Below are 15,781 nucleotides of genomic sequence, written 5' to 3'. Positions count from 1 at the left end.
TTCCTTACGACGATTTGGACTTAGGTTTAAACGTATGGCAGCAAGTGGAAGCGGACGATGAAGCGGTATCTCGGTGTTCCGTATCAAACGTTTCGCCGGCGAACTCTGCCGAATAACGGCTCTTCGCATGCTGATCGACATCGATCATAATGACGTCGGCATTGCACACGTTTTTCTCTCCCCAATAGGTGCAGTTGGATACGCTACATTTAACTATGGGTTTTTCCCCATTTGGCATATTGATCACCTCGCGTATCATTTTCTCCCCGGCCTGATTCCCTTATGCGCCGCACAATTAGCAAATCGTTCCCAAAAATAAAAAGATGCCGTGATCGCGGCATCTTGTCGTTTCATTTCATCCATCATTTATTTGGCGGAACGGTTTAATCGTAATTGGGTTAAATAATCGCTTTCATAATAATTTAGATCGTCCCGCAATTCCTCAAAAATCCCCGTGATATCCAGCACGATGTCGCGCGCCGCGCGAACCGGCTTCTTACGGAATCGAATGGCATCCTGCCCGGTATAAGCGTATCTGCCATCTTCGGAATAGCTTTCATTTTTAGGATAGAAGAAGTTATTAACGCAGTCATGGTACACATGGTATAGCACTTTCTCAGCAGCTTCGTCGTCAAAGGTTCCGCGACGGAGGGCAACGCCCAGCTTCTCGTAGCAAACCTCACTGAACACAAGCAGGTGACGCAGATCTGACAAAAATCCTTGGTAAAACAATACTCTGTCTTCGTCTTGGCCTTCCATAAGCTGCGGCAGAGAATGTTGGTTCAAGAACGTTTCAAGCTTCTCCACCGCTTGTTTTAATTTCTCTCGAGTGGTTTCACACAGCTGCCTGATGTTATTGGCTTGTGGCATGCGAACAATTCTCCTTCACCTGTAATGATCGGTATAGTCATTATCGAAATTATCGTAACACAATTTTACAGAATACGGTATCCCTCAAGAATAAAATCAGAGACATCACCTCACGCTATGGCTATGGACATTGGACACATGTTAAAGGAGGTTAACTGATGAACTGGCGCAGATGGACCGCTTTGGGGTTAACGGGTGCTGCGGCGGTAGCTGCGGTTTCGCTTCTTCTCCCATCCGCGGACAATGACAAGACAACTCCACGGAAATCCGTAACTCAGCTAACCGTGCCAAAGCCGGCGGAGGAGCAGAAATTAAAGCAAAGCATGCTGAAACGGGATATGACCGCAACCGAACGGTTATCTCGGATGGACGCTCGGGGGCATCTTCGTTCGCTTGCGGCAAGCTCTCCCGGCAGCATAGGTGACAAGCTGCAAGATGCCGCGCAGAAATTGCAGAAGGATCATAAGCATTTTCAGGCGATCCTCTGGTACGATGCCACAAAAGGGCAAACCCGGCAGTTTCGGCGGGAGGATTTTAAACCGGATCCGGCTGTAAGTAAGCAGCTCAACACCTATTTGGGTTACGCGAAAAAAGCGTTAAGCAAATCAAGCAGTTATGAATCGCCTTCCTTCCCAGAGAAGCAGCCGAAATATTTCATTGCTGCAGAGCCGGTGAAGGGCAAAAAGCAAGGGATTATCGCAGTAATGGATATCGGAATCTTAGGGCGGGTGCAGGATCACCAGCATAAAAACCTGCGTTTGATTCCTTATCCGAAGGAAGGCAAATTCAAGGTAGAATCGGTGCATGCGGACACGCTGAAAGACATTACGGTGAAGACGGGGCATGACAACGAAAAAGCAAGCCATTACTACGAGAACGAAATCGTTGTAATGTTCCACAGCAAGCCAACAGACGAGCAAATAAAGCAGATTTTGGCCGACATCTCCGGCAAACCGCCGCGGAAGCTGAACAGCACCTACATCTTCCGTTCGGACACGATGAGCATGAATCAGCTGAAGCAATATTTTCAAAATAAATGGCAGCCAAAGTATATCGAGCCGCATTATCTCTATCTGACCAATGAAAACGGCGACAGCATTTGGGACGATCCGGAGAGCTACTATTACGAAGACGATAAGGTAGCTGGCACCGAAGGCACCGAAGATAATCCCGAGATTCCAAACGATTTGCTGTTCTCCGAATACCAATGGAATCTGCCGATTATCGAGACGAACCGCGGCTGGAAATTGTCGAAGGGCAGCAACGACGTGATCGTAGGGGTCGTGGATACCGGCGTGGATCTGACGCACCCTGATCTGCAGGGCCGATTGCTGAAGGGCTACAACGTGATCGAACCGGACAAGGAGCCTACCGATGATGTTGGGCATGGCACGCATGTGGCGGGCATCATTTCCGCCAATGTGAACAATGGCGAAGGGATCGCCGGCATGATGTGGGGCGGCAAAATATTGCCGGTGAAGGCGCTAGACAAATCCGGTTCAGGCACAACGTATTCGGTGGCCCAGGGCATCATTTGGGCGACGGACCACGGCGCTAAAGTGATTAATATGAGCCTTGGCAACTACGCCGATGCCCAGTTTTTGCATGAAGCGATCAAGTACGCATATGAGCGGGATGTGGTGCTGATTGCGGCTACAGGGAACGATAATACCGAACGTCCAGGGTACCCTGCCGCTTATCCTGAAGTGTTGTCCGTGTCGGCAACCGACTATAACATGCAGAAAGCTTCCTTCTCCAATTACGGCGATTACATCGACGTGATGGCCCCAGGTGAAAGCATCGCCAGCACCTATCCGGATAATCAGTATGCCGCGTTATCCGGGACATCGATGGCGAGCCCGCACGTCGCAGCTCTCGCTGCTCTGATCCGATCGGTGAATCCAGACCTGAAGAACACCGAGGTCATGGACATTATCCGGAAGAACGTCATCGATCTTGGTGAAAAAGGTCGGGACAAATATTACGGGTACGGGCAGATCGACGTCTATGCCGCGTTGCAGGCTGCTGGTGGCAGTGCAGCTCCGCTGCAGTTCTGGCCGCAGTCAGTCCAACGTAAAATGGAGCGTGCGGTGGATCGCGTCAAATAACTTCCTAAACCAAAAGCCTCCGCATCGCTGGAAGTTCATCCAAGCGATGCGGAGGCTTTGACATTGATATAAGTCATGTTCCCTTTAGTGATGAAAGTTTGCCATAAGCCGGGTTCTGTACTCGTTGCGGTATAACGGGAACCACCCTCCCGCCTTGAGTGACAATCATCTATCTAGGCCGCACATTACTGAGCGGCTCCAGCAACCAACCCGGACGCGCCTCGGGCAAAGGCCGCTTCGCAAAGAAGCTGCGTCCCATTAGGTCTTGCTCCAGGTGGGGTTTACCAGGAACGAAGTCGCCAGCGTTCCTCGGGGTCTCTTACACCTCGGTTCCATCCTTGCCTGTGACCCCTCCACGAAGTGGAGAAGTCCATCGGCGGTCCATTTCTGTGGCACTATCCTTCAGCTCGCGCTGACTGGACGTTATCCAGCACCCTGCCCTGTGGAGCCCGGACTTTCCTCCCGCGGCTTTGCAGCCGCCGGCGATTGTCTGTCAAACTTTCGTAAGGCAACACTAGTTAGTATACAGACATTGCCGTCCGCTGACAAGAGCGCTTTTCCGGTAAGGCTGACGTTTCCTGCCAGCTTTGGAGACGGATATTCGTAGGTCCCAGACGCCCTTTTACATAAATCGAAACGGCTCGGTGTTGACCTGGGAAGCATGTACCCGGGTTGCATATTTGTCTTCGCTTAATTTTTCAGTCAGCCAAGCAGCAACGCGAGGCTTCATGATCTTCTCCGCATTATGCCCCGGGTCGACGATCGCAACCCCAGCCATCCAGGCATCCTGTGCGGTATGGTAATCTACGTCCCCGGTGACGAGCACGTCCGCCCCGCGGAATTGGGCATTTTTCCAATACCGTCCGCCTGAACCGCCCAAGACTGCAGCTTTGCGAATCGGCCGGTCCAAATCCCCGACAACTCGAACCATCGGCACGTCCAGTCGCTCTTTGACGCGCTGCACGAAGTCCCGGAGCGTAACAGGCTCCGTTAGCTTCCCAACCCGTCCAAGTCCAAAAGTGCGCCCCTTCAAATCCATAGGATACAGATCATAGGCTACCTCTTCATACGGATGCTGCTTCAGCATCGCTTGAATGACCTTGTTGCGCAGGCTCTGCGGCACAACGGTTTCGATACGTACCTCCTCGACCCGCTCCAGCTTGCCTTGGCTGCCGATATACGGGGCGGTCCCTTCTCCCGGCTTAAACGTGCCGAAGCCTTCGAGGTTGAAGCTGCAGTGGCTGTAGTTACCGATGTGGCCTGCCCCTGCGTTCAACATCGCCTGAAGCACCGGCTCGTGGTGATCCTTGGGCACAAATACGACCAGTTTATACAGGTTGTCCGTATGCACATCTTCAAGCGAACCGGCGCTTTCGATGCCCAGTGCTTCCGCCATCCAGTCGTTCATCCCGCCGTCCGTGACGTCGAGGTTCGTATGCGCGATATATACCGCGATATCGTTTTTGATCAGCTTCTCGTACACCTTGCCCATCGGCGTGTCGCTCTGCAAATGAGCCAGCGGACGATAAATGATGGCATGATGGGCGACAATCAGATCCGCCTCTAAGGCAATTGCCTCGTCTACAACCTCCTCATTCACGTCCAATGCTACGAGCACGCCCCGAATTTCCTTCTGCAGGCTGCCTAGTTGGAGGCCAATTTTGTCCCCCTCCATCGCCACATGCTTAGGAGCCAGCTGCTCCATGTATTGCACTACTGTTTGTCCTTTGGCAAACATGCCAGCACCTCCTTTAACTGCTCCGATAACCGGGTAAGCTCCGCTTCCTTCTGACGGGATGCCTCCAGCGTTGAGGAAGCCACCGACCGGCGGATCCCCTCCAGCTTACGAAGCTCTGATTCCCATTTCCTGAAAAAGACTTCATTGGGGGCCACGGTTAATCGAGGCCCCATCATGAGCAGGAGCTCGCGAGTCAAGCTGACCCGGCCTCCCGCCAGCTGGCGTTCACGGTACAGCTCAGCGTTCCGGACCTCGGCATCCGGCTGGGCTTCGGCCATAAGCACTTCGTAAATTTTGCCGTCCTCCTCCAAGATCGCCTCTTCGGCCAAATACCAATCGTGCTCGAGCAACCAGCGGCGGACAAATTCTCCGCCAACGTTCGGCTGCAGCACGAGCCGCTTGACACCGGCCAGCTTCGCTTGGCCGGCATCGAGAATGGAGGAGATCAGCGCCCCGCCCATCCCGGCGATGGTGATCACGTCAACTTCGCCGGGTGCAATCACGGCGAGTCCGTCCCCTTTGCGGACAGAGATCCGCGCCGTCTCCCCGGCTTCAGCCACCTGACGGCGTGCCGCTTCCAGCGGGCCGTCGTTCACTTCGCCGGCGACGGCGAAGACCGCTTGTCCGCTGCGCACAGCAGCCACGGGCAGCAGCGCGTGGTCTGAACCGATATCGGCAAACCGGCATCCGGCCGGAAGCCAGTCGGCAATAAGCTGCAATCTAGCTGACAATTTCATGTCGTTATCCACACCACCCATTTTTTCCTTAATTCACAACAATAGCAGATATGCCACATAGCGATCGATAATAAAGTGCCAGGGCATCACATACCGCGGAAAGCAGCTCCACAGCGATTTGCAATGCCCAGGGAAAAACGGTAAAATAAAAAACAATAAAGAAAAAGAAGGAAATTATTCCAAAAGAAAGGGACGACGCTTAACGGACATCAGAGCCGTTATCGACCTGCTTCCGGGTCTACGTCCATAAAGCGCCGCTGTAACAAAAATGACCTTGCTGCTTGGCTGCAGAAGGTCAAGATTGCAGGCGATGACGCCTATTCGAGGAAGTCCTTCAACCGCTTGCTGCGGCTAGGATGGCGCAGCTTACGGAGCGCTTTCGCTTCGATTTGCCGGATACGCTCCCGCGTTACGCCGAAGACTTTCCCCACTTCCTCAAGGGTTCTTGTACGTCCGTCGTCCAGTCCAAACCGTAAACGGAGCACGTTCTCTTCGCGTTCAGTGAGCGTGTCCAGTACATCCTCCAGCTGTTCTTTCAGCAGCTCGTAAGCCGCTGCGTCGGCTGGCGCCAAGGCTTCCTGGTCTTCGATAAAGTCGCCAAGATGGGAGTCGTCCTCTTCCCCGATCGGCGTTTCCAGCGAAACCGGCTCTTGGGCGATCTTCATGATCTCCCGGACCTTCTCCACGCTAAGATCCATCTCCGCAGCGATTTCTTCCGGAGCAGGTTCGCGTCCCAGCTCTTGCAGCAGCTGCCGGGATACCCGAATCAGCTTGTTGATCGTTTCGACCATATGAACCGGAATCCGAATCGTTCGGGCCTGGTCGGCAATCGCACGGGTAATGGCCTGACGGATCCACCAGGTGGCATAGGTACTGAATTTGAAGCCTTTCTTGTGGTCGAATTTCTCCACGGCTTTAATCAAGCCCATATTTCCTTCTTGGATCAAGTCCAAGAACAGCATGCCGCGACCAACATAACGTTTGGCGATGCTGACAACCAACCGCAGGTTGGCTTCAGCCAAGCGCCGCTTTGCCTCTTCGTCCCCGTTTTCGATCCGTTTGGCCAGCTCCATTTCGTCGTCCGCCGACAGCAGCGGTACACGTCCGATTTCCTTCAGATACATCCGAACTGGATCGTTAATCTTGATTCCCGGAGGAAGCGAGAGGTCGTCGTCATAATTAAAATCATCGTCATGCGAGTCGTCTCCATCGCCGCGGCTCCGATGATCATCGTCGCCGTCACCGGTAATGTCGATGCCGAGATCGGCCAATTGTTCAAAAAACTCGTCCATTTGCTCGGGATCCTGATCGAATGGCGAAAGCTTCTCCATAATTTCTTTATAAGTTAAGGATGATCTTTTCTTCCCTTGTTCGATCAATTGATCCCTTACCTGATCCAAGGTGAGTTCCGTTTCTAGTTCAGTATGTTGTTCATTCGTCATTTCTGGCTCCCTCCTCCCTAGAAACATCATCGAAAGTCCGTTCGTCTTACTGTCTCTCTAGGGCAATAATCTCACTTGCAATTTGCGCCGCACGCAAATAGTCACCGGCCCGTTCGGCCGAAACCATTTCCTCTTTCTTACGTTTGATCTGCTCCAGCAGCGGCACCTTCTGAATTTCACGGATACAATCGTCCAGCTCCTGTGTTGTCCATTCGGCCGGTGTATCCATCATCGCGATCGAGATCACCGTCTGCTCCAGCCGTTCATCTTGAAGCGAGGAAATGAATCGGCTGGCATCCGGCGGCTTCCCTTGCGCGTAATAGGCGTATAGATAAGCGGCAATCGCCACATGATCTTCGATGTTAAAGTTCGTCCCAAGGCGTTCGCCTACATAGCGGGACACCTCTTCGTCCTGCAGCATGAATGAAAGCAGTCTCCGTTCCGCCACATGAAAAGCGGGCAGCAACGTCGGCATGGATGCCTGCCCTTTTTTATGCCTACCATTATTCCACCTTTCGGGCTTATTATCCCCGGCATTTGCCTTTTTTTGCATAGCCGTTCTCAGCTCGTTACACTCTTGCTTCAAGCTGTCGAAGGACACCTGCAATTCGGCGGAGAGCTCCTTCAAATAAATTTCGCGTTCGCTTGGGGAGGAGAGCGCCGCAATAATCGGCATCGCCTCTTTGATATAAGCGATCTTTCCGTCTTCTTCTAGCAGTATATGGTTTTTTCTCAGATATATAAGCCTAAATTTAACGGAAGATACCGCACCATCCAAAACTTGATGGCGGAACCGTTCGGCTCCGTACTTTTGGATAAATTCATCAGGGTCCAGCCCTTCGCTGAGCATTGCGATTTTTACCTGGGAGAATCCTGCGCCTTCGAGGATCGGGATGCTCTTTAAGGCTGCAGCCTGACCGGCGGAGTCTCCGTCATAGCAGACCAATACCTCATCGGCAAGGCTCCGCATGATCGCCGCATGGTGTTCCGTCAAAGCGGTCCCCATGGTGGCGACACCGTTGTGAACTCCGGCTTCCCATGCGCTGATGACATCGCCGTAACCCTCAAACAGGACGATTTGGCCCGTCTTGCGGATCTCGTTCTTGGCTTGATGCAAATTGTAAAGAACACGGCTCTTCGTAAACAGCTTACTTTCCGGCGAATTTAAGTATTTCGGTTGCCCGTCGCCGAGCACTCTGCCCGCAAACGCAATCACTTTGCCGTTTCGGTTGTGCAATGGGAAGATGACCCGGTCGCGGAAGCGATCCACGTAACCGGAACCGTCCTGCTTCGATGACAGCAATCCACCCTTCTCCATCGTTTCCAGATTAAATGATCTCTTGTCCAAAAACTGGACGAGCGTATCCCATCTGGCGGGTGCGTAACCAATCTGGAACGTATCGATGGCCTTGTCGGTAAAGCCGCGGGATTTCAAATATTCCATCGCCGGCTTTCCGTATTCGGTGTTCTTGAGCAAATAATGATAAAGCTTGGAGGACCACTCATGGGCCTGCAGCAGCTCTTCCAACTCCCGGTTACGCGGGGTATCGGCGTAACCTCTGCCCTTATCCTCGTAAGGGATATGCGCCTCGTCCGCCATGATTCTGACAGCTTCGGGAAAGGTTAATCCTTCGATTTCCATCCTGAATTTGATGGCATTTCCGCCTTTGCCGCAGCCATAGCAATGGAAAATTTGGCGTTCGGGTGTGACTGTAAACGACGGGGTCTTCTCCGAATGGAACGGGCATAACCCCTTCAAATACTTCCCCTGCTTCGTTAGATGAACGTGCTTGCTGACCGTATCGACGATATCGTGCTGACGCAGAACCGCCTCGATGACTTCCTCCGGAATGCCACGCCCGGTACTCATCCAAATCACCTTCATCTTTCACGCGTGAGTATCGCTCAAAATGTCAAAAGCACCGACATTTTGCTGCTCTCGGGTGACACGTAAATAGTAATTCGCTAAAACTATACATTCTCCTGCAAACGAATCAAAAGTTTTGACAAAGCGTCCGTAAACCGCTCACGGTCCTCGATGGTAAAAGGCTTGGGGCCCTTGGCGCGGTGCCCTGCCCGCCTTGCTTTCGCATGGTGATGACGGCGTTCGAGCAAATAGTCGATATTTCCCGGATGGTAGATATCGCCGCGCGGAGATATCCCGTGACAATCTCTCGCAATGATCAATGCCGCCAGCCCGTAGTCCTGGGTCACAACGATATCGCCCTTCTCTACATGAGCGGCGATATACATATCCGCGCTTTGTCCGCTGCGATCAACCTGGACAACCGTCACTCCCGGCTCCGGCTGCAGAACATGATCATATGAGGCCACCATGATCACAGGTACACCAAATCTGCCGGCCGTTTCGACAATTTCAGCCTTGACCGGACAGGAATCCCCATCGACGACGATCCGCATCCACCACGCCTCCATGTATTACAATATAACCTCGAAATGCCTGAATCTAAACAAGACCGTGCCGAAACTCATCGATATGTGCCGAATAGCGATGGATGGCTGACGGCAAGCCCTTCGCTTGCCGTCAGCCACACTTTTGCTTCATTGCCTTCTATTATGCCCAAACCAGTTTGCCGAAATCGGCAAAGGCTTTGAGATCTTCATCAATAGCCGCCAGCAATGCCAACCGGTTCGTCCGGATCGCATCGTCCTCGGCCATAACCATGACGGCATCAAAGAAGACCGTAATCGCATCTTTTAACCCGCCGATCAGCTCCAGCGCACCAGCCGCGTCGCGGGAAGCCAGCGTTTCCCGGTATTTATCCGAGATCGAACGCCATGCCTCATACAGCGCTTGCTCCGCCGGTTCGCTTAGCAGATCGGAGCGAACCTTCTCTCCGGTGGCTTTGGCCGCCAGGTTGCTGACCCGTCCAAACGATTCAACAGTTGCTTTGAACTCTTCCTTCGTATCCACCGCTTCCATCAACGCCTTGCCGCGAGCTACCGTGGAGACGACATCATCATAACCTGCCGACAGAACGGCATCCACGACGTCGTAGCGTAGGTTTTCGTCCGAAAGCGTCTTTCTGACACGCAAGCCAAAGAAATCCATCAGATCCTTCATGATTTCATCTTCGCTGCGTTTCAGCCCGCGGAATTGCTGATGCGTTTCCAGCGCCAGCTTGAAAATGTCAGTGAGCGAAACAGACAGCTTATGCTCCACAATGATCTGCACGATGCCGGCAGCCTGACGGCGCAGCCCGTACGGATCCTGAGAGCCGGTTGGAATGATCCCAATCGAGAAGCATCCAACAATCGTGTCGATTTTGTCAGCGATGCTGACGATCGAGCCAACGGTCGAAGCGGGTACGGCATCATCGGCAAATCGCGGCTGGTAATGCTCAAAGATCCCTTTCGCCACCACTTCCGGTTCGCCGGCTTTACGGGCATAATCTTCACCCATAACCCCTTGCAATTCAGGGAACTCGTAAACCATCTGGGTAACCAGGTCAAACTTACAAATTTCAGCCGTACGCGCAGCAGCTTCGGCCGTTCCGGTATCCGTCCTCAGCATCGCCGACAGCTTCTCCGTATTGCGACGGATGCGGCGCACTTTGTCCCCGATCGTGCCAAGCTCCTCATGGAACACGATGCTCTCCAGTTTAGACAACGCGTCCTTGATCGCCAGCTTCTGGTCTTCCTCATAGAAAAATTTCGCGTCGGACAAGCGGGCACGAAGCACCTTCTCGTTACCGCGGGCAATCACGTCCAGCGACGTGTTGTTCCCGTTACGCACTGTGACGAAGTAAGGAAGCAGGTTGCCTTGCGCATTCAGCACCGGGAAGTAGCGCTGATGCTCACGCATCGAGGTAATAAGCACTTCCTGCGGAATGTTCAGGAACGACTCCTCAAACGTACCATACAGCACCGTTGGCGTCTCGACCAAGAACAATACTTCCTCCAGCAAATCTTCCTTCACGGCGATATGCCAGCCTTTTTCTTTGGCCAAGGCTTCGATTTGGTTCTGAATCAAGGCTTGACGTTCATTGACGTCCGCGATCACGTGCTGGCTGCGCAGCGTTTCCACATAGGCTGCCGGCTCTTCGATCACCGTTTCCGTTCCAAGGAACCGGTGTCCCCGCGTAACATTGCCGGACTTCACCCCGGCGATTTCCAGCTCGATAACGTCTTTGCCGAACAACGCAACCAGCCAGCGAATCGGGCGAACGAACTTAAAGTCGTAATTCCCCCAACGCATGTTCTTCGGAAAATTCATCGCCTGCAAAATGCCCAGCAATCCCTCGGCAAGAAGACTGGACGTCTCTACGCCCATCCGGCTTTTGCTGACATAAACATACTCCGTGCCGCCAACCTCACGGAACGTAAACTGTTCCGGGCTGGCACCCTGGCTGCGGGCAAAGCCAAGCGCCGCTTTACTCCACTGTCCGTTTTCATCCAGGGCGATTTTACGCGAAGGCCCTTTAACCTCCTCATGCACGTCCTCTTGCTTCTCTGCCACGTCTTTGACGAGAACGGCCAATCGGCGAGGGGTCGCATAAGCTTCGACTGCTCCGTGCTGTATGACCGATTCCTCCAGCCATTTCACCGTCCGCTCCTTTAATTGCTCCATCGCAGCGCGGATAAACCGGGCCGGCATTTCTTCAAGTCCAATTTCAAACAGCAGGTCCTTAGCCACGTGCAGCACCCCCTTTCTGAAGCATCGGGAATCCAAGCTTCTCGCGTTCCTCCAAGTAAGTTGCGGCAACCTGACGGGCCAAATTCCGCACCCGCGTAATATACCCTGTCCGTTCGGTGACGCTGATCGCGCCGCGGGCATCCAGCAGGTTAAACGTATGCGAGCATTTCAACACATAATCGTAAGCCGGGTACACCAAATGCTGCTCCATCGCTTTGTTAGCTTCTTGCTCGTACATATTAAACAGCGTAAACAGCATTTTCACGTCAGAGATTTCAAACGTGTATTTGGAATGCTCATATTCGGCCTGATGGAAAACATCACCGTAAGTCGTGCCATCCACCCATTCGAGCTCAAACACGTTCTCCTTGTCTTGAATGTAGGAGGCCAGACGCTCCATCCCATAAGTGATTTCTACGGCTACCGGATTCGTTTCGATCCCGCCGACTTGCTGGAAGTAAGTAAACTGCGTGACTTCCATGCCGTCTAGCCAAACTTCCCAGCCGAGGCCCCATGCGCCCAAGCCCGGATGCTCCCAGTTGTCTTCGACAAACCGGATGTCATGCTCCAGCGGATTGATGCCCAGCCGTTTCAAACTTTCCAAGTAAATCTCCTGGATATTATCCGGCGACGGCTTCATGATCACCTGGAACTGATGGTGCTGGTACAGCCGGTTCGGGTTCTCCCCGTAACGCCCGTCCGCTGGACGCCGGGAAGGCTCCACGTAAGCCACATTCCACGGCTCAGGGCCAATCGAACGCAGGAAAGTCATCGGGTTCAGCGTACCGGCCCCTTTTTCCACGTCATACGGCTGCACGACGATGCAATTCTGTTCTGCCCAGAACTGCTGCAGCGTCAAAATCATTTGTTGAAAGTTGATACTCATGGCGAACCTCATCTCCTAACCTTCAGGTTTGTTCAGCAAGCATGGGCTAGAAGGGAGAAATAAAAAGCCCCCGCCTCTACGCCTGCTGTCAGACGTAGGGACGAGAGCTGTAAGAGGCCATTTCCTCATACGTATAAGTTCCCGCGGTTCCACCCTACTTGATTTGCCGCGGCCTCCTATCGGTGACCATTGCCGGCAAATCCGCTTTTCACGATCGGTTTGTGCTCCCGGGCTGCCGCTTCACAAGACCGCCTATCCGGGCTCCCACCCTCCCCGGTCGCTTGTTCCTCTCCTGATCCACCAACATCGACTCAGAAAAAGGAGTTCATAGACTTCTTCTTGTTACTCTTCCCGTTCAACGCACAAGTCTCCCTCTTGAAAATGACACTTCGAGGGAGAAATTCTTTTATATATTAACTAATTTTATCTCGTTCGTCAAATTTCATACTTGTCCAGTTGATCGAGAAAATGGCGTGATTTCAGCTTCATCCCAAGCTGCATATCCATGAAGGCGCGCATCACGGTCTTTAGCTCCCGTTTCGTCTCGTCCTTGACCTCTACGTTTCCGAGCCGGCGCAGGTCCATTTTTTCAAATAACATGAGCAATTTAAGCACTCCCGGTGTGACCTGCATCGCGGCCGGATCTTGGTGACGGCAGGATCGGCAGAGCCTCCCGCCTAGCCGCGGGCTGACATACGGTGAATCGTCAACTCGCCCGCAGGAAACGCAGCTTTCAAACGAAGGACCGTAGCCTGCAGCCTGCAAGATTTTCATTTCGAACAGGTGGGTGACGATCTGCGGGTCCTTGCCCGACGATAAACCATCCAGGCAAGCTTTCAGTTGAGTGAACCAGAAGCTGCCCACCTCTTCATCCTGCAGCGTCTTGTCCAACAGCTCGCAGGCATACGAAGCGTAGGCCGCGAGAAATAGGTCCTCACGCAAAGAAAAGTGAGACTCAATCATCTCACCCTGGTTTAAGGTGCCCAAACCGCCGTTTTGACGGAAGAACACATATTCTCCATGTGTAAAAGGCTGAGTCAGGGCCCCGTGGCGGCTCTTCACCTTCTTGGCGCCGCGCACCAGTACCCCGATTTTGCCGCTCGTTTCGGTACATAATGTAATAATTTTATTGCCTTCCCCATAATCCATGCTGCGGATGACGATTCCTTCCACCCTGTAGAGCATTTCGTTTCCCCCAAACTCGCCTCTCCCGCCAGATCCGTACTACTCGGCTTCTGCCTCTAGAATCAGCTCTTCGGCAGCCGCAGCCTCCTCCTCATACGCGCTGCTGGCTTCTTTATAAAGCAAGTAAGCATCGACATCTCCAGTCATCGCAAAATACTTCCACGAAAAATCTCGCATTCGTATTCACCCTTTCTTCGGAAATGACGCCTGCATCTACAAAGAATAGGATGTGCGCATGAACGGGATCTATGCGTTGCAATAACTCCCAGTATAAAGCTAGAACTAAACGTTACGCCTTAAGCGTCCTTATGGAACCCGAGGTCCTTCAAGATCCGTTCTTGGTTACGCCAGTCTTTCTTCACCTTCACCCATAACTCAAGAAAAATCTTCGATCCAAGCAGGTTCTCGATATCTTGCCGGGCCAGCTTACCTACTTCCTTCAGCAGCGCCCCTTGCTTACCGATAATAATCCCCTTCTGGGAATCGCGCTCTACAAAAATGACCGCGGAAATGTACACGACACCGTTCTCCTGTACGCGCATATCTTCAATCGTGACAGCGATGGAGTGCGGCACTTCCTCGCGGGTGAGATGCAAGATTTTCTCGCGGATCAGCTCAGCGCAGACAAACTGCTCCGGATGGTCCGTAACCTGATCCTCCGGATAATACTGCGGTCCTTCCGGCAGGTATTTGCCGATCTGCTCCAGCAGCCGGTTCACGTTGTTCCCCAGCATGGCGGAAATCGGTACGATTTCGCTGAATGGATAAAGCTGACTATACTCTTCAATCAACGGCAGCAATTGTTCCGGCTCTACGCGGTCGATTTTGTTCAGCACCAGAATGACCGGCGTCCGTACATCCTTTAGCCGTTCGATGATAAAGCGGTCGCCGCCGCCCAATCCTTCCGCGGCATCAACGAGGAACAACACGGCCTCGACTTCGCCAAGCGTGTTGAGCGCCGTCGTATTCATATAGTCGCCAAGCTTGGATTGGCGTTTATGAATCCCCGGCGTATCCAGAAATACGATCTGCATCTCTTCCGAGGTATAGACGCCGTGGATTTTATTCCGCGTCGTTTGCGGTTTATCGGACATAATGGCGATCTTTTGCCCGATGATATGGTTCATCAGCGTGGATTTACCCACGTTTGGGCGTCCCACAATCGCCACAAAACCGGATTTGAATTTTGCTTTTGCCATATATTGAGTTCCTTTCGTGTGACCTGATCCGTTTTTCTGACGGGATCGGTCTGTGTTGGTTCTGTGAGTTCGTGTTGTGTGAGAATCTGTGGTGGTTCGCTTTGGTTTCGCGGTGTGCTGTGTCCCCTAGCGTTTGGTTCGGTTCATCGACCGTTTGGTCCGCGTTCCCGGTCCGTGTCTCCAACCGTTCGTAACGGAACGTAATGACCTTATTTGCCCATTTCCCGGCGATTTCCCGCTTTAACGGAACTCAGAGCCCTTATCGGCACTCACGACGTCCATTTTCCGTGAAAAGTCCGAAATAACGTCTCCTGGTTCCGTTAGAATTCCAAATCGCCTCTATACAGCAAAATAACGTCTCTCAGTTCCATTAGAGATACTGCAAGGAGCGTTCGATCGCGGTTGGAGTAACGTCAGGATCGGAAAGCCCAGCTGAATCCAAGATTCGACGTCGAATCCGCATCAGCGCGCCGCTTCGTGATCCGAAGCCGCCTTTTTGAACTACTTCTGCTCCTCCAGATGGGAGGGGCCGAAGGCGTAGGGGAGCAACTCCCGTACCGTCGTCTGACGGATGTCGCCCTTCAGATTGCCCAGGATGACAGGCATGTCCGGCCCGCACAGTTCCAGCAGCACCTGGCGGCAGACCCCGCAAGGCGCAACCGGTTCCTCTGTGTCGGCAACCACGGCGATAGCTTGGAACGTCCCGGGTCGATGCCCATCGGCAATCGCCCGAAACATCGCGGTACGCTCCGCGCAGTTCCCAGGGGAGTAAGCCGCATTCTCGACATTGCAACCGTGGTGAACCTGTCCTTTGCTATCGAGCAGAGCTGCCCCAACGCCGAATCCCGAATATGGAATATAAGCCGCTTTGCGGGCTTCGATCGCTTCTTTCATCAATTGACCGTAATCCATAACCATATCATCTCCTTCAACCAAAGCAAAAATAAGTTACGGGCTCC

At 52.9% G+C, this 15,781-nt stretch carries 14 protein-coding genes and 1 other RNA gene; 1 reads left to right on the top strand and 14 read right to left on the bottom strand.

Annotation, left to right across the window (positions count from 1 at the left end; genetic code table 11):
• Window positions 1-4 precede the first annotated feature (4 nt).
• Complete coding sequence (locus tag ACL02P_RS02760; protein ID WP_036645660.1) at window positions 5-238, bottom strand: DUF1540 domain-containing protein; 234 nt, start codon at window positions 236-238, stop codon at window positions 5-7.
• A 128-nt stretch (window positions 239-366) separates the two neighbouring features.
• Entirely contained in the window at window positions 367-870 is a 504-nt protein-coding gene (locus ACL02P_RS02755; protein ID WP_009225564.1) for a YpuI family protein, read from the bottom strand.
• Window positions 871-1,028: 158 nt separating this feature from the next.
• Between ACL02P_RS02755 and ACL02P_RS02750 the strand changes: the two genes are divergently transcribed.
• Entirely contained in the window at window positions 1,029-2,978 is a 1,950-nt protein-coding gene (locus ACL02P_RS02750) for a S8 family peptidase (protein ID WP_412836798.1), read from the top strand.
• Between the two features lie 89 nt (window positions 2,979-3,067).
• Here the strand turns inward: ACL02P_RS02750 and rnpB are convergent.
• The 12 genes from rnpB to cdd form a co-directional block, all read right to left on the bottom strand.
• Window positions 3,068-3,480: RNase P RNA component class A (gene rnpB, locus ACL02P_RS02745), an RNA gene on the bottom strand.
• A gap of 120 nt (window positions 3,481-3,600) precedes the next feature.
• The gene (locus tag ACL02P_RS02740; protein WP_009225562.1) at window positions 3,601-4,716 is read right to left on the bottom strand and encodes a Nif3-like dinuclear metal center hexameric protein; all 1,116 of its coding nucleotides are present in this window, start codon (window positions 4,714-4,716) and stop codon (window positions 3,601-3,603) included.
• Window positions 4,692-5,453, bottom strand: coding sequence for a tRNA (adenine(22)-N(1))-methyltransferase (locus tag ACL02P_RS02735; protein ID WP_412836797.1), 762 nt, complete (start codon window positions 5,451-5,453; stop codon window positions 4,692-4,694). Before ACL02P_RS02735 ends, ACL02P_RS02740 begins: the two co-directional genes overlap by 25 nt.
• A 317-nt stretch (window positions 5,454-5,770) precedes the next feature.
• The gene (rpoD, locus tag ACL02P_RS02730; RefSeq protein ID WP_009225560.1) at window positions 5,771-6,895 is read right to left on the bottom strand and encodes an RNA polymerase sigma factor RpoD; all 1,125 of its coding nucleotides are present in this window, start codon (window positions 6,893-6,895) and stop codon (window positions 5,771-5,773) included.
• A 46-nt stretch (window positions 6,896-6,941) separates the two neighbouring features.
• A complete protein-coding gene (gene dnaG, locus ACL02P_RS02725) occupies window positions 6,942-8,765 on the bottom strand; it encodes a DNA primase (RefSeq protein WP_260070460.1) in 1,824 nt (607 codons plus the stop codon).
• A 101-nt stretch (window positions 8,766-8,866) separates the two neighbouring features.
• Complete coding sequence (locus ACL02P_RS02720) at window positions 8,867-9,316, bottom strand: YaiI/YqxD family protein (RefSeq protein ID WP_036645591.1); 450 nt, start codon at window positions 9,314-9,316, stop codon at window positions 8,867-8,869.
• Between the two features lie 154 nt (window positions 9,317-9,470).
• Window positions 9,471-11,552, bottom strand: a complete 2,082-nt coding sequence (gene glyS, locus ACL02P_RS02715) for a glycine--tRNA ligase subunit beta (RefSeq protein ID WP_412836796.1) — start codon at window positions 11,550-11,552, stop codon at window positions 9,471-9,473.
• Window positions 11,545-12,432: a glycine--tRNA ligase subunit alpha gene (gene glyQ, locus ACL02P_RS02710; protein WP_036645656.1), complete on the bottom strand. Its 888-nt coding sequence runs from the start codon at window positions 12,430-12,432 to the stop codon at window positions 11,545-11,547. Before glyQ ends, glyS begins: the two co-directional genes overlap by 8 nt.
• 441 nt (window positions 12,433-12,873) lie before the next feature.
• Window positions 12,874-13,623, bottom strand: coding sequence for a DNA repair protein RecO (gene recO / locus ACL02P_RS02705; protein WP_260070462.1), 750 nt, complete (start codon window positions 13,621-13,623; stop codon window positions 12,874-12,876).
• A 39-nt stretch (window positions 13,624-13,662) separates the two neighbouring features.
• Window positions 13,663-13,800, bottom strand: coding sequence for a YqzL family protein (locus ACL02P_RS02700; protein ID WP_009225554.1), 138 nt, complete (start codon window positions 13,798-13,800; stop codon window positions 13,663-13,665).
• A 119-nt stretch (window positions 13,801-13,919) separates the two neighbouring features.
• Window positions 13,920-14,822 (bottom strand): GTPase Era, encoded by a 903-nt coding sequence (gene era / locus ACL02P_RS02695; RefSeq protein ID WP_412836795.1) that lies wholly within the window; start codon window positions 14,820-14,822, stop codon window positions 13,920-13,922.
• Window positions 14,823-15,323: 501 nt separating this feature from the next.
• Complete coding sequence (cdd, locus tag ACL02P_RS02690; protein ID WP_323077005.1) at window positions 15,324-15,734, bottom strand: cytidine deaminase; 411 nt, start codon at window positions 15,732-15,734, stop codon at window positions 15,324-15,326.
• Between the last annotated feature and the right edge of the window lie 47 nt (window positions 15,735-15,781).

This window comes from Paenibacillus sp. MB22_1 (assembly GCF_047200555.1).
In the GTDB taxonomy this organism is placed as follows: Bacteria; Bacillota; Bacilli; order Paenibacillales; family Paenibacillaceae; genus Fontibacillus; species Fontibacillus phoenicis.
The sequence above is the reverse complement of the archived record's forward strand: the minus strand, read 5'-3'. Positions and strand labels throughout refer to the sequence as shown.